Here is a 19,147-nt window from a genome sequence, read left to right as displayed (position 1 = left end):
ATGATGACTTGTCAAAATAAGAGAGCGTTTAAAAAAGAATACGAAGAAGGCACCTATTTAAAGGTGCCTCAGCTTGATCTATTTTTGAGCGAGACTTATACCGCCAAGGAATGAAGACACCTTGTTCAAGTACTCTCTTGGATGCTCTCTGTATATGAGCTCGTGACGTGCTTCCTCTACAATCCACACATCAGAGTTTGGATTCGTCTGGTTACTCGCAAAGAGCTCTGCCATTGGGTAAGGCGCCTTCTCATCCTGGGTCCCGTGGATGAAGAAGATAGGAATGTCATAAGCCTTTGATCTTACCTCCTGATAAGGGATGGAGTTTAGACTGGTGCCATTCAGGATTGGAAACAGCATGGTCAGAATTTGTAGCGTAGGCTGCTTCGGCAAGTCAATCTGATTCTGTATATTATGATACAGCGTATCCGGCTCCAGCAGGAAGGTGCTGTCAAGAATCATGGCATCAATGTCCTCAGTTTGAAGGGCAGCCTGAAGGGCGGTCCCTGCACCCATCGAGAAGCCCCATACGACAACTTCTTGAGCTCCCTTTTGCTTAGCGAGCTGAACTGCGCCGAGAAGCTGCTTCGATTCTGCCTTCCCGCCCGTAGCAACGACTCTTGTGCTCTGGGAGGCGAAGCCATAATCGAACATAATGACATTAAAATTCTGCTGATGAGCGTAATGGGCCAAATCATACATGGGAATCCAGGATTCTTCCCGGTTGGCCCCATAGCCGTGACTGAACACAATCGTTTTGCTGCTGTTCTCCTCGGCAGGAATGTACCAGCCGCTGACGTCCCGGCTTCCGTCCGTAGCAGGGAAAGTCACCTCTTCATACTCCATACCCTTGGACAGCAGGGGATTGGAATATACCGGAGCTACTGCCGGGTAGGACAGTACCCATGCGATATAGGCATGAAGAGCAATAAAGCAAAATACGAGGAAAAATATAATCGATAAAATAAGAGCAACCACAATATGCTTAAAACGGATGAGCCGAGTGGAAAGTGCGGGAGGAGCACTCGATACGTTCTGATTAAGGGATCTATTCTCGGAGATAGGAAACATCATACTCCTCCTTCCAATAGAATGTTATATAGGACTAAATTACTAAATCCAACCTATGAATAAAGTTGAGGTTGGTATAACTTATTCTTTATCCTATGATGCGTCCTGTCTAATGTCAATTGATTGGGACTAATTGTTACACACTTGTAATGTAAGTGAAATTATTGGTGAAAAATGTTTGTCAAGTGAAGGAAGACTTATTCCAAAATTTCTCCATTATGATCGATTGTTGAGAGAAATGAGCGGTTTAATTGAGATTAATTCTCAATTAAACCTTTACTTTGGTCATCGATTCTCATATAATTTATGTAACCAGGTTTCACGTGATGAAACAGAGAGGGGATTATGCCATGGAAGAGCAAGATCGCAAATTAACGGTTCGAGCGGTCGAGAGGGCATTGGATATTTTGTTATGCTTTACAGAGCAATCAGATCTGGGTCTTACAGAAATTTCGGGTAAGATCGGTTTACATAAAAGTACCGTTCATCGTTTAATGACAACACTGGAGGACAGGGGGTTTGTTGTGCGCAATCCTTCAACGGAGAAGTATAGGCTTGGTATTCGCATATGGGAGCTTGCGGCACATATGTCCCAGAGTGATGACCCGGCGATTCTACTGCTGCCTGCGATGGAGCGCCTTCGTGATCGCTTGGGAGAGACCGTTAGCTTGTATTTGAAGGACGGCAATGAGCGGATACGCGTTCAGGCCGTACAGAGCAATCAAGCGATCCGAAGGGTAGCACCTGTTGGTGTAAGGCTGCCCTTGTCCGTTGGTGCATCAAGCAAAGTGTTGGTTGCGTTTGCAGCAAGAGAAGAGCAGGAGCAGCTGATACGCAATTTTGATATCCCCTTGTCCGTTGATCAAGATATTTATATGAGTCAGCTGCAAGAGATCCGAGAATTGGGATATGCAACGAGCTATGAAGAGAGAGAGCCTGGAGCAGCAGCGGTATCAGCGCCGATCTTTGATCGCAAGGGTAAGGTGGCAGCGGCACTGTCATTATCCGGACCCGTCAGCAGGCTGTCGGAAGAGACACTTCGGGAATATGCGCCTATTGTTATGGAGACGGCGGCACAAATGGGTTTCATGCTGAGGTAATTCTCTCGGATTGGATGGAAAATAAAGGTTGAAAATATGCTCTGAATGAGATAATCTTGTATGGACCTTGATGCAGACGAAGGATGAGGTCAATCCATTTCTTTTAAACAACAATAACAATTTACTAGGGGAGCCCGAAATGCCGGGCTGAGATGGCACTGCAAGGTGCCGGACTCTTTGGACCTGATCTGGATCATACCAGCGTAGGGAAGTAATTGGCGATATAATGTGGATAGGATCCGTTGTATGCGGTGATGGCTCTGTTAGTGGTCTATGCAGATCTATTAGCCTGTACACCAAGATCTTATTTGGATTAGAGCTGATTCCCCTGTGGGAATGGGCTCTTTTTTTGTTGCCGCAGCTTCTATATAACTGGCTATCGTTTGTGAAGCTTCTGTCTTTCAAACGCAGCTCAGGAGAGGGCTACCCAACTCGACAAAGGAGGAAGCACATATGAATCATTCGAACAAAGGATTGAACACAGAGACATCGGCTATAAGAGGAGAACAATTAAAGATCGAATCTGGAAGGCTACAGCCATTCCCCGCCAGCAAGAGGGTATATATCCAAGGATCAAGGCCGGACATTGCCGTACCCGAACGTGAAATTGAGCTCCATCCCACCAGCACACCCCAAGGAGTAGAGCAGAATGAGCCATTTCGGGTTTACGATACGAGTGGACCCATGGGTGACATGAATACTGAAGTTGATATTCGTCAAGGCCTTCCACTCTTGCGTCAGAATTGGATCCTTGAGCGTGAAGATGTTGAGTTTTATGAAGGAAGAGAAATACGGCCAGAGGATAATGGGATTCGATCGGACAGAAGTGCCCAGCAGGAGGTAGAGGTGTTCCCGGGCGTCAGAAGACAGCCGCTCAGAGCCAAGTCAGGGCGATGTGTAACTCAGATGCATTATGCCAGAAAAGGGATCGTGACGCCTGAAATGGAGTTTGCAGCGATCCGCGAGGGGCTTGATCCGGAGCTTGTAAGGAGTGAGATTGCAAGAGGAAGGGCAATCCTGCCTGCAAATATTAATCATCCGGAAAGTGAGCCGATGCTGATCGGAAGCCGATTCCATGTTAAGATCAATGCGAATATCGGAAACTCTGCTGTTTCCTCTTCGATTGAGGAGGAGGTAGAGAAGATGAGCTGGGCTGTGCACTGGGGAGCGGATACAGTCATGGACCTCTCGACGGGCCGCCATATTCATACGACTAGAGAATGGATTATCCGCAATTCTCCTGTACCCATTGGGACAGTTCCACTCTATCAAGCGTTGGAGAAGGTGAACGGGGAGGCAGAGAAGCTCTCCTGGGAAATATACCGAGATACGCTGATCGAGCAGGCGGAGCAGGGTGTTGATTATTTTACGATTCATGCAGGCGTTCTTCTAAGATATATTCCAATGACAGCAGAGCGGATGACTGGAATTGTGTCACGGGGCGGTTCCATCATGGCAGCTTGGTGTCTGGCACATCATCAGGAGAACTTTTTGTACACTCATTTTGAAGAGATTTGTGAGATTATGAGCCGATATGATGTTGCTTTTTCACTTGGAGATGGACTAAGACCCGGCAGCATCTATGATGCGAACGATGAAGCCCAGATGGCAGAGCTGGCGACGCTCGGGGAGCTGACGAAGATCGCCTGGAAGCATGATGTGCAGGTGATGATTGAAGGTCCCGGACATGTACCCATGCATAAGATCAAAGAGAACGTCGATCTGCAGATGGAGATTTGTCAGGAAGCTCCATTTTACACGCTGGGTCCACTTACAACAGATATTGCTCCGGGATATGATCACATTACATCTGCGATCGGGGCAGCGATGATCGGCTGGTTTGGCACCTCTATGCTGTGCTACGTTACGCCGAAGGAGCATTTGGGACTGCCGGATAAGAATGATGTAAGGGAAGGGGTCATTGCCTATAAGATCGCTGCCCATGCTGCCGATCTGGCCAAGGGTCATCCTAGAGCGCACAGAAGAGATGATGCCCTCTCCAAAGCGAGATTTGAGTTCCGCTGGAAGGATCAGTTCAATCTGTCCCTTGATCCGGAGCGTGCCTTATCCTATCATGATGAGACTCTTCCTGCAGAAGGGGCGAAGACGGCGCATTTTTGTTCGATGTGCGGTCCGAAATTCTGCAGCATGCGCATCACTCAGGATATTCGAAATATGGCATCCGTTAAGGGAGTTAGTGAGAAGGAAGCGATCCATGCAGGTATGCAGGAGAAGGCAGAAGAATATCGGGGTCAGAATAGATGAATGAATGATCTCCCTATGATTGAGGAAAATAATGTGAGATCCCGTTTCGTAGATTGCAGATTCTCCAGTTGGTTAATATAAATGTGAGAGCCAGAAGCCAAGGAGGGAATCACATTTATGAATACTCCAGTAGTGAATCAAGAAGCAATTGAGACGGTAAGAGGTTTGATCAAGGATATAGATACAGCGATGCTGACCACCGTAACTCCAGAAGGATTGGTCTCGCGTCCGATGAAGACACAGGAGGTTGAATTTGACGGAGATCTCTGGTTCCTGACGAAAAAGGACACAAATAAGTATCGGGAATTGATGCAAAATCCGCTGGTCAATGTAGCCTATGTCGGTAAATCCTATGTTTCCATTCGGGGTGAAGCGGAGCTGATTCAGGATCCGGCGAAAGTGAAGGAGTTCTGGAACAAAGCCTATGAGATGCTGCTTGATGTTTCTTATGACGACCCTTCGCTGGTGCTCATCAAGATTCAGGCAGATACCGCCGAGTATTGGGAAACAGGCAGTAAAACGAAGCTGGTCAAGAATCTGTTCAACAAAATGACAGGCAAGAATGAGATGGATTTGAACAAGACCGTAGATCTGTGACGGAGCTTGTACAGGATTGCACATAAAGGGGGCCCGTCTATGGGCCTCCACTTTTTTTGTGCGATGAATTATTAATGCTGTGAATCAACTCCATATTTGAGGGTGGGCGTTGATAATATCATCAGCTGTCTTGGAAAGTGCAGGCAAGTAGTTTAGAATTTGCCCTGCCCTATTCAGATAATCCTCAGGTGTACCGATGCCTAGATCATTGATCAGCGCCTGGAAGGCAGGTGCAAGTGACTGCTTAGTCTCCGGTGAAGCGTCAGCATCCAAAATTTTGTGACATCGGGCAAAAGTGGCTGCTATCCAAAACACAGCCTCAAGGTGATTTCCGGATTCAATAAGCTCGCGGCTTCCCTCGATCACAATGGGTCGTGCGCTTACTGTAATATCGGAGCTGAAAAAGAAAGGGGTAGACGATACATCCGCAGCTGTATCAAAGGTTATTTCAAGCTGTTCAAGATGCTGACGAACTTGTTCCGCGGTCATCTGATCACAGCCGAGCAGCTGCAGTAGTTCAGTGTATACCGGGAGCTGATTATACTGGGCGAGTACCTCTCGCACGCGGAGATACCGTAAACGGACCGTCGGATTTTGCAGTGCAGCGGTGAGCAGGACATGTGTTGTAATGGCAGCCGGGAAGAGAAGTGCTGTGATTCGATCATAGAGAGGCAGCGTCATATCTATGGATTGGAGCCCTGCCTCTATTTTATGAAGGGCGTTTTTACATCGCTTCTCGACCCATGACTTTTGAGCATAGTGCTGAGATACCTGCTGGTATATCGGATACAGACGTGAATAAGGATCGGCGATGATCGTGTTCGTGCGAAAGCTTCCGGCCAAATGGTAGTTTGTAAGCACCTTCTCTACTGAATCGAACAGATCCCACGGCAGATAGGTTACTTCCAGCAAGACATTTTGATATCGGAATTTCCCGAGTTTAATAGAAGGTACTTCTTGAGTAACAAGGACAATATCAACATCCGAAGCAGGAGGCAGCATAGCGTTGTCAGGTAGAGGAACAGTAGAGCCGCTGAAATAAGCGCCGAGATAACCGGGACATTGACTTCCGTGGCTCGTTACCCAATTTACTGCTGCTTGTCTGGCAGAACCGATATTCATCTGTACACTCCTTTCAGGTGCTCTAGAAAGATATCGTGACTTCCTCTTTTTGCATAAAACAGGAGCTCTTGAAACAAAATAGGATGTATTTCAAATTCGCCAATAAAGTAGGTGTTCCCTGTGTATTTCTACAAAGAAGATCTTATCAACATTATCGTGCCTGACAAGCCTGATCCCGCTGCAGCTAAGGTACTGCAAGAAGCTTTGGGTGGACGGTTCGGCGAAATGCGTACGATGATGCAGTATTTTTTTCAGAGCAGTAATTTCCGTGGGAATAAGACCCAGTATCGGGATTTGATGCGAGGTGTATTTCTGGAGGAGATCAGCCATGTGGAGCTGGTGCAAACGACCATTAATCAGCTGCTGAATGGATCAGGCGAAGAGACGCCGGGTAATGCAGGAGTAGATGGCGCTCCATTGGATGAGGCTGTTCGCCATGCAAATCCGCATCATTACATTGTTGGTGCACAAGGGTCTCTGCCCGTAGATGCGGCCGGGAATCCATGGATGGGCAACTACGTATATAACCATGGTAATCTTGTAGCTGACCTTATGGATAATCTGGTTCTTGAATCAACAGGAGTTCTGCAAAAATCCCGTATTTATGAAATGAGCTCCAATAAGACGTTCAGAGAAACCTTGGCTTTTCTCATCGTGCGGGATAATGCCCATCAGAATGCGTTCGCCAAAGCGCTTGAGACGCTTGGTGTAGAGTGGGGCAAACTGTTCCCGGTACCTAATTATGATATCAACAAGTATCCGGAGTGCAGAAAATATGTGGACATGGGCTTTCATAACGCACAGTTTAACTTTAGGCTGGACGATACCCGGATCGGAGAAATTTTCAGTGGTAAATCTCCAAGCCGCAATGGTGGTGAGCTTGAGGTAACACCTCCTCCAATCGGTCATCCGGTACCCATGCTGCCAGACATGCCAAATGAGCATGCCCCAGGTCTTAATGATTTAAACACATAACAGCCTGGTTTTCTTATGAAAATACGAGTAGAACCAACATAAAAACTCCAGCTTCCCCCTTGCCTGAAAGCGAGGAAGCTGGAGTTTTTCTAATGGGAACAAAATCGGCTAGAGAATGAACATGATTCGCGCGCCGACTTGGTCGCATATCTAGTATACGCATTATAGTCAGCCTGCCGGTACCGTCATTTTGATATGAGCCGGCACCGGAGGCTTCACTTCAGCGGGAATTCCGGCTCTGAAAGTGACCCCATTTGCTCTTTCCTTAAATTCAGCTTTGGCCTGCTCAATGACACCATTCGTATTCAGAAGCAGATCATAGGCGGATAGAGCCATCAGCTTCGCGGCATAATGCATCCCCTTCATTCCAATGGAGGAGCCGAAGGCGGCCGTGGCCTGCCAAGTGTGAACTTGGACACCGAGCGGAGCGCAGGTCGTCATGATCTGACCCATCGGTGTGATCCAGGACACATCACCCACATCAGAGGAGCCGCCCATCGTCATACCGAAGACATGTTTATTGTTAATAAACTCCGTTGGGAGAATAGATTGTTCAGAGAGCAGGGCAGCTTCTGCATTGGCTGCAAGGACGTCTGGATGAACGCTTTTCAGCAGCTGTTCGGCGAAGGCCTCTTCTTCCGGAGTGAAACGGATAGCTTCTGCAATTTCGGTTTGAGCATGCATAAGATCATTCAACGTGGCATTTGGCAGTGTATCGTAGCAGCCTGCTTTGATATTCGAGCGTACACTCGTTTCTGTCATCAATGCTGCACCTTGAGCGATTTTGATGAGTCTCTCGAGCAGATGATCGACGGCTGCACGGTCTTTTCCGCGTAAAAAGTAGTATACGCTTGCCGCATCCGGCACGATATTCGGAGCCTGACCGCCGTTTGTAATCTGATAATGAATCCGGCTGCCGTCCGGCACATGCTCACGAAGGTAATTGGCGCCGACGTTCATCAGCTCAACCGCATCCAGGGCGCTGCGGCCAAGGTGAGGGGCAGCTCCGGCGTGTGCGGTACGACCCGAGAAGAAGAACTCCACACCAGTCAGTGCCTGCATGCTGTAATTCGCCGCCATGTTGGAGCTGCCTGGATGCCAAGTGAGCACACAGTCCAGATCGTCGAACACGCCGTCACGAGCCATAAAGGTCTTGCCGGATAACAGCTCTTCTGCCGGGCAGCCATAATATCGAACGGTACCGGGGAGCGTTCCTTCGTGAATGAGCTGCTTAAGCGCGGTGACCGCTTCTACTCCCGCTGTGCCAAGCAGGTTGTGTCCGCAGCCATGACCGGGTCCGCCGGGAACAATTGGTGTCTGATCTGGACTTACCGTTTGGGACAGACCAGGAAGGGCGTCAAACTCGCCGAGGATGCCGATCACCGGACTGCCCTGACCATATTCGGCAACAAAGGCAGTAGGAATTTCACCCACGCCAGTTGTGATTCGAAAGCCTTCCTGTTCCAGCAGGCCAGCCTGAAGAGAGGAGGCGTAGGATTCCGTGTAGCCGACCTCCGGATGCTCCCATATATCCTTAGCCATTTTTGTGAAACGCGGCTCACTTTCGTTAAGGGCTTGAATCAGGTTTGATTTGCTCATGCCTTATACCTCCTAAGATTTAGTGTCTTGCCGTCAAAGCGACTGCAGATGAATCTGTAATAGGCTCGTCAGGCTGTTTGTCCAATTTAGGGATGGTTAATGAAATGATTGCAGCGACAAGGCAGGATGCCGTGAGGAATAAAAAAGCACTGTTGTAAGAGCTTGTAGCTGAGATAAGAAAACCCATTATAGCGGGAGAGAGGATACCTGCAGCCTGTCCACCAAAGTTGATCATACCAAAGGCGGTACCGACGACTCTTTGCTTCATCAGCCGGTGAGGCAGCGTGAACACAAAGGACAGTGTGAAGGAGCCAAACGCCATGGCAAGACTCATGCATAGCATAATTTCGGCGAGTCCGCCGGCACGTGTAACGAGGAATAAGAATAGAGCATACATGAACAGGCAGCTTGTGACCACATACTTCACCTTGGCTCCGATTCGATCGATAATCCGGCCGCTGATGAGCATGCCAAGAGCAGCGACGACTGCGGGAATAGCGGACACAAGACCAGCTGCCTTCAGATCAATCCCTTGTGCTTCTATGAGATAGGTAGGCATCCACGAAGAGAGTCCCCAGCTGGCAATGTTGGCGAAGAAGAAGAGCGCCATGACCCTCCACAAAGTCGTATTGCGCAGCAGTTCCTTGTATACACCTTTCTCCGCTTGGGGTGAAGCCGTACTTTGTTTGACAGAAGATCCGCGGGTGATATATAGGAACCATATAACGAGAACTACACCAAGCAGGGAAATGGCGAGAAATGTATGTCTCCATCCTAACCACAGGAGCAGCGGTGTGCAAATTATAGGAGCGATGGCTCCTCCGAGTGCATTGGAGGACATCATGGTCGTTTGAGCCTTGGTGCGTTTTTCTCTGGCAAAATAATCAGAGATGGCTTTGGTGCTGGCAGAAGGATAAGCCCCTTCCCCAATTCCGAAGAGGAAACGAATTACGAGCAGAGAGGCCAGGGACCAGGCGGCGCCGGATAAACCGGTGAAGAGGGACCAGAACAGGATTGCGACGACAATGACCTTGCGTGAACCGAACTTGTCCGCGAGCCATCCGCCGGGAATCTGCATGAGCGCATAGCCGACGAAAAAGCTGCTCAGCACAATTCCGAGTGCCGAAGCATCCAGACTCATGTCTTTGCCCATTTGACTGAGAGCAAGCGTAATTACTCCTCGGTCGATATAGGAGACAATCCAGGCTGCAAATAAGGCGGTAAGTATCCATTTACTGTTAGGTTCTTTTTTCATAGCATCACGCTCCAAACGGTTGTGTTAAGTATGGTAACATTTTATAATGTGAGTTAACGAAAATCATTGTTCATTTGACTAATGTTTTATATAGAAAATTGTATGAATTTCCAATGACAATCTATTTTAAGTTAAAAGGTGTTCATCTATGTTATATTGTCTAACATAATTCGAGTGGGGAGGGGGGTAAGGTGGATTTGCGCCGGTTTTTGGAGAAGAAATTTGGAGACGTAGAGTATGGAGCATGGTTTCTTACGGAGAATGATGGAAGCTTATACCTGTGGCTGGGAACAGACGGAGCAGACAGGTTGATCGAGAAAGTGAAGAAGAGCGCAATGGGATTGCCGCTTCAACAGCATATGGAGAGGCTGGTATGCCGTTCCATGCGAGTGGAGAAATCTGCACTCTTATCCATCTATTTTACACCGAATGATACCTCAGAGCAGAGACACATGCTGATGCTGATTGAAGCCGAAGGTGGAATGACAGACAGAGAGCTTGAGCAGCTGGAGCTGCTGACCAGAATGGAGCTGCTGACGAGAAGGCTTGCGAAGCAAAAGCTGGATCACGAACGCTGGCTTGAGGGGCTCCGGGCACTGACCTCTTCCCTTGACCTGAATGAATTGCTTCTGCACATTATGCAAAATGCACTGAAGGTCATTCCCACTGCGGACTGCGGCTTCTTCATGATGTATGACGAGGCAGAGAAGAGGCTGGTGCCCAGGGCGAGCATTGGAATTAAAGATACAATCTATCAGTTTCAGACAAGGCACAGCCAGGGGATTACAGGTAAAGTATTTACGAGCGGGATCGGCAAAATATATACCTCAAGATCGGCCCTGGATGCGATGGATGATGTTCCAAAGGATGCGCTGAGTTATCTTGTTAACGCTTTTGGCGGAGACGTGGTGCAGGTAATATCTGTCATAGCAGTCCCAGTCACGATGAATCGGGATCGGATCGGGGTCATGCTGGTCCATCAGCTAGAGGATGGCAGGAGGCCTTTTCATGATCAGGACCTGCTGCATCTTCAGGGCTTTGCAGATCAGGCCGCTATTGCGATATCCAATGCGAGGATGTACTCAGAGCTGCGGGAAGCGAATGAGTATCTCGTGAAACGGAGCGATATTCACAATGTATTTACCAAGCTGTCTGTTCGCCAGGAAAGTGTGGAGGTGCTGGTTGGTCAAGTGCTTGCTATGCTGAAGCTGCCGCTGCAATTTGTTGACCTGCTGCTGAACAACTGGCATCCTGCAGCTGACGATAAGCATGAGCTCTCCGATCTGGACTTGTTCCAAATGTTTGAGGAGAATAAAGCTCCTGTCACGATACCGGGTAGTCAAGATCCTGCGTATTACCTGTACCCCGTCGTGAATGGCCCAGTGCTGCTGGGTGTGTTCGTGATTCCACTCCTTCGTCCGTTGGAGCCGCTCGATCATATTGTACTAGAGCAGGGAGGTGCGATCGTTGCACTCCAGCTAATGAACACGCATTCTGCCACGGAAATGTATTACAAACGGAGTCATGAGTTTTTTAATGAGCTGGTGCAGTTTCGTGAGCCTGAGCGTGTAGCGGCCAAGATGAGTAATTTTGGACTGCCTAAGGACGTTCCTCTATTCGTTAGTGTCCTTCATCTTCTGGGAGAGCACGGAGATCTGAAACAGCGTGAGATTTTTTTGCGTAAATTAATACTCGATTTGGAAAAAGAGCTTGGCCATACTGAGAAGCTGCTGTTTGGCTCCCATGATAAAGTAACGATCATTGCAGCAGCGCTGAATTCCACTCAGCAAAAGCAAATGGTGGAACGGATGAGAGCAGCTGCCGAGCGATGGGCAAAATCTACAGGCAAATCCGTGAGCGGGGGCATTGGCAGCTTGTACAGTGGTCTTGAACAGGTGGCCAGAAGTAACGATGAGGCACTCGATGCCTTATCCTTTCTGCTCCGCAGGCAAAAGACAGGGCTTACCCGTTATGAGGATATCGGGGTGAACCAATTGTTTCTCAATCAGGAGCCTGCAAAGATCGGGCATTATATCGAAAGTGTGCTGTCTCCACTGTATTCAAGGGGTAAGCAGCAGGGTGAGGATCTGGAGCGCACGTTAAAAGCTTACATGGCTGCGAATCGTTCCGCTTCAGCAGCAGCTGAAGTGCTGCATATTCACATCAATACGCTGTACCACCGGCTGCATAAGATTGAGGAGCTGATGCAGGTCAGTCTAAACGATCCCGATGATTGGCTCAAGGTATATCTTGCTTGTCATCTCAGTGAGACCTATTAATCAGGTGATATTAAAAAAGGCCGTATCCAGCTGCCGAGAGGCAGGGGATACGGCCTTACTATTTGTACGTCGATTATTTCATCAACTGACGAAGTACGGTTTGCAGAATACCGCCATTATGGTAGTAATCCACGTCAACCATGCTGTCGAGACGCGCGATAACAGGGAACTCAAATTTAGTACCGTCCTCGCGTGTTGCAGTTACAGTCAATTCTTCACCTGGAGTGACCTCGTTGGAGAGACCTACGATATCAAACGTTTCACGCCCGTTCAATCCAAGGCTGGACCATCCATAGCCTTCTTTGAACTGAAGCGGAAGTACGCCCATACCAACCAGGTTACTGCGGTGAATCCGCTCGAAGCTCTCAGCGATAACAGCTTTGACGCCTAGAAGAAGCGTACCTTTGGCTGCCCAGTCACGGGAGCTTCCCGTACCATACTCTTTACCAGCCAGTACGATGAGGTTTCTGCCTTTCTCCTGATACTTCATAGAAGCATCGTAGATGGACATGACTTCATCGGTAGGGAGGTATTTGGTAACCCCGCCTTCCGTGCCTGGTGCCACTTGGTTACGAATACGGATGTTGGCAAATGTTCCGCGCATCATAACTTCATGGTTACCGCGGCGAGAACCGTAGGAGTTGAAGTCCTTGCGTTCTACACCATGGTCTTTGAGGTACAGACCAGCCGGGCTGGTTGGCGAAATATTACCTGCAGGCGAGATATGGTCGGTCGTTACAGAATCGCCAAGCAGCGCAAGCACGCGTGCATCACGAATGTTCTGGATATCGTTCAGATCACCTTCAAGTCCTTCAAAGAACGGCGGGTTCTGAATGTATGTCGAGTTCTCATCCCACTCATACAATTCGCCTTCTGGAACTTCAATTGCATTCCAGCGTTCATTGGCAGTGAAGACGTTCGCGTATTTATTCCGGAACATATCTGCGCTAAGCGAGACATTAATTGCTTCTTGGATTTCTGCGGAAGTCGGCCAGATATCCTTAAGATATACAGGCTGATTGCTCTGATCATAGCCAATCGGATCGTTCTGCAGATCGATGTTCACCGTACCTGCCAGCGCATAAGCAACAACCAGCGGCGGAGAAGCCAGGTAGTTTGCTTTGACCTGAGCATGAACACGGCCTTCGAAGTTACGGTTACCCGATAGTACTGCAGCAACGGTCAAATCGTTGTCAGCAATCGCCTGACTCACTTCATCTGGAAGCGGACCGGAGTTACCGATACAAGTTGCACATCCGTAGCCGGCAACGTTAAAGCCCAGCTTCTCAAGCGGATCGAGCAGGTTTGCCTTGGTCAGGTACTCTGTAACAACAAGAGATCCTGGAGTCAGCGAGGTCTTCACATAACCAGGCTTGGTCAGTCCGCGTTCTACCGCTTTCTTCGCAAGAAGACCTGCGCCGACCATAACACTTGGGTTAGAAGTGTTCGTACAGCTCGTAATTGCAGCAATTACAACTGCGCCTGGAGCCAGTTCACTCTTGGAACCGTCAGGATGGGTAACAGGCACTTTCTCTGCAATCTTCTCATCGCTTAGTCCGTAACCGCCCTTGTCGATTGGTGTGCGGACAATGCCTTCCCAATTCTCTTTCATATGAGACAGCTCAATCCGATCTTGAGGACGTTTAGGTCCTGCAAGGCTCGGTACAACGGATGCCAGATCAAGCTCAATGGTATCTGTAAAGACTGGATCTTCGGTATGGTTCGTACGGAACATGCCTTGGGCTTTGTAGTATGCTTCAACCAGCTCGATTTGTTCTTCAGAACGACCCGTATTGCGAAGGTAGTTCAGCGTCTCTTGATCGACCGGGAAGAAACCAACAGTTGCACCGTATTCCGGAGCCATGTTAGCTACGGTCGCACGGTCAGCCAAGCTGATGTTGGACAGGCCAGGACCATAGAATTCTACGAATTTGCCGACAACACCCTTCTTACGAAGCATTTCGGTAACCGTCAGGGCAAGGTCAGTAGCTGTAGAGCCCTCTGCCAGGCTGCCTGTCAGCTTGAATCCGATAACCTCAGGCGTTACGAAGTAGAGAGGTTGTCCAAGCATTCCGGCTTCTGCCTCGATACCGCCGACACCCCAGCCTACGACGCCGAGACCGTTGATCATCGTTGTATGAGAATCCGTACCCACCAGAGAGTCCGGGAACACAACGGTTTCACCGTCAATCTCTTTGGTTGCAGCTACGGAAGCGAGATATTCAAGGTTAACCTGGTGAACAATCCCTGTAGAAGGTGGAACTGCACGGAAATTGTCAAAAGCAGTCTGCGCCCAGCGAAGGAAGCGATAACGCTCTTCATTGCGCTCAAACTCTACTTTGATGTTATAGTCTAGTGCGCTGTTTGTTCCGAATGCATCGACCATGACCGAGTGGTCAATAACGAGATCGACAGGAACGAGCGGATTGATCTTCTTCGGATCGCCGCCGGCTTTCTTCACCGTATCGCGCATAGCGGCAAGGTCAACGACCACCGGAACGCCAGTAAAGTCCTGCAGTACAATACGCGCAGGAATAAAAGGAATTTCTTTGTTGTTATCTTTGCCTTCTGCCCAGCCTGTAAGCTGGCTTACATGATCTTCAGTAATAGCGCGTCCATCAAACTGACGGATCGCCGCTTCGAGGAGCACCTTAATGGAGAAAGGCAGCTTGGAAATGTCGCCGCGTCCTTGCTCTTCGAGCGTTTTGAGGCTGTAATAGCGGTACGTTTTGCCTCCGACTTCAAGCGAGCTTGCAGCAGAGAAATGATTCTGTTGAGACATGGATGTACCTCCTTGATTAATAGTATGCCAGAAGTTCATTTTATCCGATCAATGTCCATGGAGTTTCACGCTGTGAAACGTAATTTCAAAAATGAACTTTTGACTTTAGTATACCGTTTTCATCCATTAACGTAAAGTTTTTTTTCTTGTAATGAAGCCTATTTTTGCAGGGAAGAGAATGCTTCAGCTCTCTCTGGATAGGCCCCGTACATACCAAGATAAACTTAGTCATATAGTGAAAAGAGAAGGTAAACATACGATCGAGAGGCTGGGCGGAGGAGAAGAAAGGGGACATGGGCCGTTGGAGCGAGAATGGAAAAACACCTTATATTCTTATGTGAAAGAGTATAATCGGAGCGAGATTGATTATAAGCCGCAGGAGCAGCATATCATTACGGACCTTGCAGTCCTGCTCGAACGAGGCAAGCGGGCAGCGCAGCTGGATGAGTGGTATCGCGATCGTCAGGCCGTACCCCTCCGCTGCGAGACAAGCGCTAAACTGCTCCGGACACTGTCGGATCGGAAGGGTGAGGCGGTGGCCGATGTACAGCTGTACAGCCGGTTATTCTACTCTAAGGGAGGGATTACTCACCGGGAGGACCGCATCGAGAAAGAACGGCTGACCTTCACCAAGGATGGTAATCATTGGGTCGTATCGCGTGTGGTCAGAGATGTACAGGAGCGAAAGCCGGTCGCCTATGAGACGTTGATCGCAGCCGAGAATGCCAAGCAGGCAGGTATCCAGAGGAAGCCTCTGCTGAATAGAGAAGTGCTGTATCCAGGTATCCCGGCCAGACTGGTTCGATACCGGAGAGAAGATGCGGTGGCTTATGCAGATCAATGGTGGAATTCGGGTAATCCGGAGTTTGAAGAATTCGAAGTGAACTGCACCAATTATATCTCGCAATGTCTCTTTGCAGGGGGAGCGCCGATCAACTATACTGGTAGGAGAGAAACAGGCTGGTGGTATAAAGGTTACGTTTCCGGACAAGAGCAATGGAGCTACAGCTGGGCTGTGTCGGATAGTTTGGAGAATTATCTTGCGCGCAATCGTAGCGGGCTGACAGCAACGCTTGTTGAGAGGCCCGAGCAGCTGCAGCTGGGCGATGTTATTTTCTATGATTGGAATGGGGACGGCAGGTATCAGCACAGTACGATTGTGACAGCATTTGATGCGGGTGGAATGCCCCTTGTGAATGCGAACACTGTAAGCAGCAGGCATCGTTATTGGGATTACAAGGATTCTTATGCCTGGACCGAGAACACAACATACCGGTTATTCCATATCGCAGATACTTTTGGAGCCTAAAAAAAGCGTAACGCTCATCCTTAAGATGAATATACTACTGGCATAATTCGGTAGGCCTTGGCGGATACGATAATCTAGATGATTTTCTTCCTTGGACCTGTAACCGTTAAGAAACCGGAGGTAAGTCATGGTACACAGTAAAGACAACAAGATGACCATAGGCGTGGTCTATGGAGGCAAGTCAGGAGAGCATGAGGTATCATTGCAGACTGCATTTGCCGTCATCAGCGCATTTGATTTTGATAAATATGAAATTATTCCTTTCTTTATTTCGAAGCAGGGAAGCTGGGCTAAGGGCGGCAGACTCACTGCGCCTCCTGCCAGTATAGATGAGCTTAAGCTCGGTGGAAGTGCGGAAGATACAAGAGATGCACTGAATTCCGTGTTTGGACGCCTGTATGGTACGGAGGGTGAACTAGATGTGATGTTCCCGCTCTTGCACGGTACGAACGGTGAAGACGGCACGATTCAAGGCTTGTTTGAGATGGCTGATATCCCTTACGTGGGTGCTGGTGTGCTGCCCTCTGCAGCAGGCATGGATAAAGTCGTGATGAAGAAGCTGTTTGCACAGGCGGGTCTTGCGCAATGTGAATTTGCGTATTTCAATCATGTGCAGTGGAAGCGTTCAAGTCACGATCTCATCGTGGGAATGGAGGACCAGCTGGGCTATCCCATGTTTATTAAACCGGCGAATCTTGGATCCAGTGTTGGTATTTCCAAGGCACGTAATCGCGATGAGCTCGTTCAGGCGGTTGAATTCGCATTCCGCTACGATATTAAAGTCATCGTCGAAGAGTTTGTAGATGCGAGAGAAGTCGAAGTCAGCGTACTCGGTAACGAGGAAGCGATCGCTTCTGTTCCGGGGGAGATTGTATCCTCCAGTGAGTATTATGATTATGCGGCAAAATATATCGACGGCCAGTCACAGATGCTGATTCCTGCACCGCTTGATGAGGAAGAGGCTGACCGTGTTCGTGAGGCTGCTCTCCAGGCTTTTCGTGCCATTGAGGGCAACGGCATTACACGTGCAGATTTCTTCATTCGCAGATCTGACGGAGCACTCCTTATCAATGAAGTAAATACGATGCCGGGCTTTACGCCGTTCAGCATGTATCCGTTGCTGTGGCGGGAGACAGGTGTATCCTACAAAGCGCTGCTGGATCGGATGATTGAGCTTGCTCTGGAGCGGTATGCTCAGAAACAAGCACTGAATTACGAGAATGGTAACCGGTAGTCGATGTGAACACAAAGGAGAGTGATATGCTCTCCTTTTTTCATATATACAGGAAGTCCACAGAATCTTGTGGACATATCATTTTGGATACAGGAGGTTATTGATGATGGGGTTTCAAACAGAGTTTAATTCAGTCTGTAAATTCAAGAGCGATCAGGAGCTGTACGAGCTGCTGGAATATGGCCGGGGCAAAATGGTGAAGCAGGGCTTCCGGGTGTTCCCCACTGGCCAGAAGGTCATTGCCTATACACCTGAGAATACCGCGGTTGCCATAGTGAAGATCGTCGGCTGTATCGCCGAGATTAATTTTCAAGGACAAGAGGTCACTGAGGTGGAAATGGTGCTTGAACGCAAGCTGAACGAAGAGGAATCCCGGATTCAGACTGCGCTTGCTTATGAAATGTTTTTTGGAGAGCAGAATCAGTAGCCTTTAATAAGGTTCCAAGAAGGTTTTAATCCGTAGACATAGGGTATAACTGTACTATTATGACGAAGGGATTGAAACGCTTCCATGATCGTACGATTCGGATATGTAGCCATGTCAATGGTGGTAGCGAACGCGTCACCGTCCAAGACGATGACGATGGCGAGTTTTAACAAAATAGAAGACCGGGAAGCAGCGATCCGCAAGCTCGAACGCATTGCAACCGAGAATTTACATAACACCCTCAGGCTGCTGAGGCATAACCTTGCAAGTGATATTAAAGTCTATCGCTTCTCATCCAAGCTCATTCCGCTTGCTACACATGGAGATTTGGCCGATTGGGATCCATTTGCGGCATTAACCCCCTCTTTTCAGGAGGTTGGTGATTTTGTGAAAAAACATGGGATGCGAGTTTCGTTTCACCCCGATCATTTCACGGTGTTAAGTACACCACGGGAGGAAGTGCTGAGAAGCTCCATTCGTGATCTGATGCACCATAAGGCGATGCTTGATGCGATGGGACTGGATGCACGGGCGAAGAACAATATTCATATCGGCGGTGCTTACGGGGACAAGAGGAAGGCAGCAGAACGATTTATCGTCAATGCGGAAGCCCTGCCTCCCGAGTTACTGCAGCGGATCACGCTTGAGAATGATGATAAGACCTTCACAGCGGTCGAAACGCTGGAGGTATGTAAGAAGACAAGCCTCCCTATGGTGCTCGACATACATCATCAATGGGTGAATAACGACGGAGAAGCATCCTGGGAATTGTGGGATGATATTCTGGAGACATGGAAGACGATCTATGCCCAGGCGGATTCTTCCCCTGAAGAAGCCCTGCCTCCCAAAATTCACGTATCGAGCCCCAAGAATGAGAAGGATATCCGGAGCCATGCAGATGGTGTTGTGCTGGAGCCGCTGCTTGATTTCTTGCGTCATATTGCCGACCGGACCCCTGCTATTGATGTGATGATTGAAGCGAAACGCAAGGATGAGGCGTTATTCAATTTAATGAAGGATTTCGAGAAGCTCTCGGGGGAAGGTATTGAAATATTAGACGGAGCTACAATTCGTATGTAAGGAAATGCACAATATTGTGAAATAGGGCTTTTTACGTGTAACGAGAACACGT

At 48.7% G+C, this 19,147-nt stretch carries 14 protein-coding genes and 1 riboswitch; of the genes, 9 read left to right on the top strand and 5 right to left on the bottom strand.

All coding sequences use genetic code 11. The features are described from left to right. Positions 1-78: 78 nt before the first annotated feature. Positions 79-1,071 carry an alpha/beta hydrolase gene (locus tag BLW49_RS16110; protein WP_090725567.1) on the bottom strand — a complete coding sequence of 331 codons (993 nt, stop codon included), beginning with the start codon at positions 1,069-1,071 and terminating at the stop codon, positions 79-81. Between the two features lie 350 nt (positions 1,072-1,421). Between BLW49_RS16110 and BLW49_RS16105 the strand changes: the two genes are divergently transcribed. The 3 genes from BLW49_RS16105 to BLW49_RS16095 all read left to right on the top strand — a co-directional run bounded on the left by BLW49_RS16105 (position 1,422) and on the right by BLW49_RS16095 (position 5,033). Beyond that, positions 1,422-2,171 (top strand): IclR family transcriptional regulator, encoded by a 750-nt coding sequence (locus BLW49_RS16105; protein ID WP_076314647.1) that lies wholly within the window; start codon positions 1,422-1,424, stop codon positions 2,169-2,171. A gap of 116 nt (positions 2,172-2,287) precedes the next feature. Beyond that, positions 2,288-2,398, top strand: a riboswitch (TPP riboswitch). Between the two features lie 226 nt (positions 2,399-2,624). Next, positions 2,625-4,436, top strand: coding sequence for a phosphomethylpyrimidine synthase ThiC (thiC, locus tag BLW49_RS16100; RefSeq protein WP_090725566.1), 1,812 nt, complete (start codon positions 2,625-2,627; stop codon positions 4,434-4,436). A 117-nt stretch (positions 4,437-4,553) separates the two neighbouring features. Beyond that, on the top strand, positions 4,554-5,033 hold the full coding sequence (locus BLW49_RS16095; RefSeq protein WP_090725564.1) for a pyridoxamine 5'-phosphate oxidase family protein: 480 nt from the start codon (positions 4,554-4,556) through the stop codon (positions 5,031-5,033). A gap of 84 nt (positions 5,034-5,117) precedes the next feature. Here the strand turns inward: BLW49_RS16095 and BLW49_RS16090 are convergent, their stop codons facing one another. After that, positions 5,118-6,155, bottom strand: coding sequence for a hypothetical protein (locus tag BLW49_RS16090; protein WP_076314644.1), 1,038 nt, complete (start codon positions 6,153-6,155; stop codon positions 5,118-5,120). Positions 6,156-6,275: 120 nt separating this feature from the next. On the opposite strand from BLW49_RS16090, the gene BLW49_RS16085 reads away from it, so the two are divergent. Beyond that, positions 6,276-7,130 (top strand): manganese catalase family protein, encoded by an 855-nt coding sequence (locus BLW49_RS16085; RefSeq protein ID WP_076314643.1) that lies wholly within the window; start codon positions 6,276-6,278, stop codon positions 7,128-7,130. Positions 7,131-7,298: 168 nt separating this feature from the next. On the opposite strand, the gene BLW49_RS16080 is transcribed toward BLW49_RS16085, so the two are convergent. Continuing rightward, positions 7,299-8,729, bottom strand: a complete 1,431-nt coding sequence (locus tag BLW49_RS16080) for an amidohydrolase (RefSeq protein ID WP_076314642.1) — start codon at positions 8,727-8,729, stop codon at positions 7,299-7,301. Between the two features lie 19 nt (positions 8,730-8,748). Next, positions 8,749-9,984, bottom strand: coding sequence for an MFS transporter (locus BLW49_RS16075; protein ID WP_076314641.1), 1,236 nt, complete (start codon positions 9,982-9,984; stop codon positions 8,749-8,751). Between the two features lie 191 nt (positions 9,985-10,175). Here BLW49_RS16075 and BLW49_RS16070 point away from each other — a divergent pair, with 191 nt between their 5' ends. After that, positions 10,176-12,263 (top strand): helix-turn-helix domain-containing protein, encoded by a 2,088-nt coding sequence (locus BLW49_RS16070; protein WP_090725563.1) that lies wholly within the window; start codon positions 10,176-10,178, stop codon positions 12,261-12,263. Positions 12,264-12,336: 73 nt separating this feature from the next. Here the strand turns inward: BLW49_RS16070 and acnA are convergent, their stop codons facing one another. Beyond that, on the bottom strand, positions 12,337-15,045 hold the full coding sequence (acnA, locus tag BLW49_RS16065; RefSeq protein ID WP_090725561.1) for an aconitate hydratase AcnA: 2,709 nt from the start codon (positions 15,043-15,045) through the stop codon (positions 12,337-12,339). 301 nt (positions 15,046-15,346) lie between these two features. Between acnA and BLW49_RS16060 the strand changes: the two genes are divergently transcribed. From BLW49_RS16060 to uvsE, 4 genes are all read left to right on the top strand, one after another. Next, positions 15,347-16,354, top strand: a complete 1,008-nt coding sequence (locus BLW49_RS16060) for an amidase domain-containing protein (protein ID WP_256209783.1) — start codon at positions 15,347-15,349, stop codon at positions 16,352-16,354. Between the two features lie 127 nt (positions 16,355-16,481). Beyond that, entirely contained in the window at positions 16,482-17,588 is a 1,107-nt protein-coding gene (locus BLW49_RS16055; protein WP_076314637.1) for a D-alanine--D-alanine ligase, read from the top strand. A gap of 106 nt (positions 17,589-17,694) precedes the next feature. Beyond that, positions 17,695-18,015 carry a hypothetical protein gene (locus tag BLW49_RS16050; RefSeq protein WP_076314636.1) on the top strand — a complete coding sequence of 107 codons (321 nt, stop codon included), beginning with the start codon at positions 17,695-17,697 and terminating at the stop codon, positions 18,013-18,015. 84 nt (positions 18,016-18,099) lie between these two features. Continuing rightward, positions 18,100-19,095, top strand: coding sequence for a UV DNA damage repair endonuclease UvsE (gene uvsE, locus BLW49_RS16045; protein ID WP_090725558.1), 996 nt, complete (start codon positions 18,100-18,102; stop codon positions 19,093-19,095). The last annotated feature ends 52 nt before the right edge of the window (positions 19,096-19,147 follow it).

The organism is Paenibacillus sp. PDC88 (assembly GCF_900106725.1).
Taxonomy (GTDB): domain Bacteria; phylum Bacillota; class Bacilli; order Paenibacillales; family Paenibacillaceae; genus Paenibacillus; species Paenibacillus shunpengii.
Note: the sequence above shows the minus strand (reverse complement) of the source record. Positions and strands in the feature narration are given on the sequence as shown.

Bases quoted from the DNA above. Each gene is read 5' to 3' on its own strand.
- acnA (WP_090725561.1), bottom strand. From the start codon at position 15,045: ATGTCTCAACAGAATCATTTCTCTGCTGCAAGCTCGCTTGAAGTCGGA.
- BLW49_RS16110 (WP_090725567.1), bottom strand. From the start codon at position 1,071: ATGTTTCCTATCTCCGAGAATAGATCCCTTAATCAGAACGTATCGAGT.
- BLW49_RS16090 (WP_076314644.1), bottom strand. From the start codon at position 6,155: ATGAATATCGGTTCTGCCAGACAAGCAGCAGTAAATTGGGTAACGAGC.
- BLW49_RS16080 (WP_076314642.1), bottom strand. From the start codon at position 8,729: ATGAGCAAATCAAACCTGATTCAAGCCCTTAACGAAAGTGAGCCGCGT.
- BLW49_RS16050 (WP_076314636.1), top strand. From the start codon at position 17,695: ATGGGGTTTCAAACAGAGTTTAATTCAGTCTGTAAATTCAAGAGCGAT.
- BLW49_RS16105 (WP_076314647.1), top strand. From the start codon at position 1,422: ATGGAAGAGCAAGATCGCAAATTAACGGTTCGAGCGGTCGAGAGGGCA.
- thiC (WP_090725566.1), top strand. From the start codon at position 2,625: ATGAATCATTCGAACAAAGGATTGAACACAGAGACATCGGCTATAAGA.
- BLW49_RS16095 (WP_090725564.1), top strand. From the start codon at position 4,554: ATGAATACTCCAGTAGTGAATCAAGAAGCAATTGAGACGGTAAGAGGT.
- BLW49_RS16075 (WP_076314641.1), bottom strand. From the start codon at position 9,984: ATGAAAAAAGAACCTAACAGTAAATGGATACTTACCGCCTTATTTGCA.
- uvsE (WP_090725558.1), top strand. From the start codon at position 18,100: ATGATCGTACGATTCGGATATGTAGCCATGTCAATGGTGGTAGCGAAC.
- BLW49_RS16055 (WP_076314637.1), top strand. From the start codon at position 16,482: ATGGTACACAGTAAAGACAACAAGATGACCATAGGCGTGGTCTATGGA.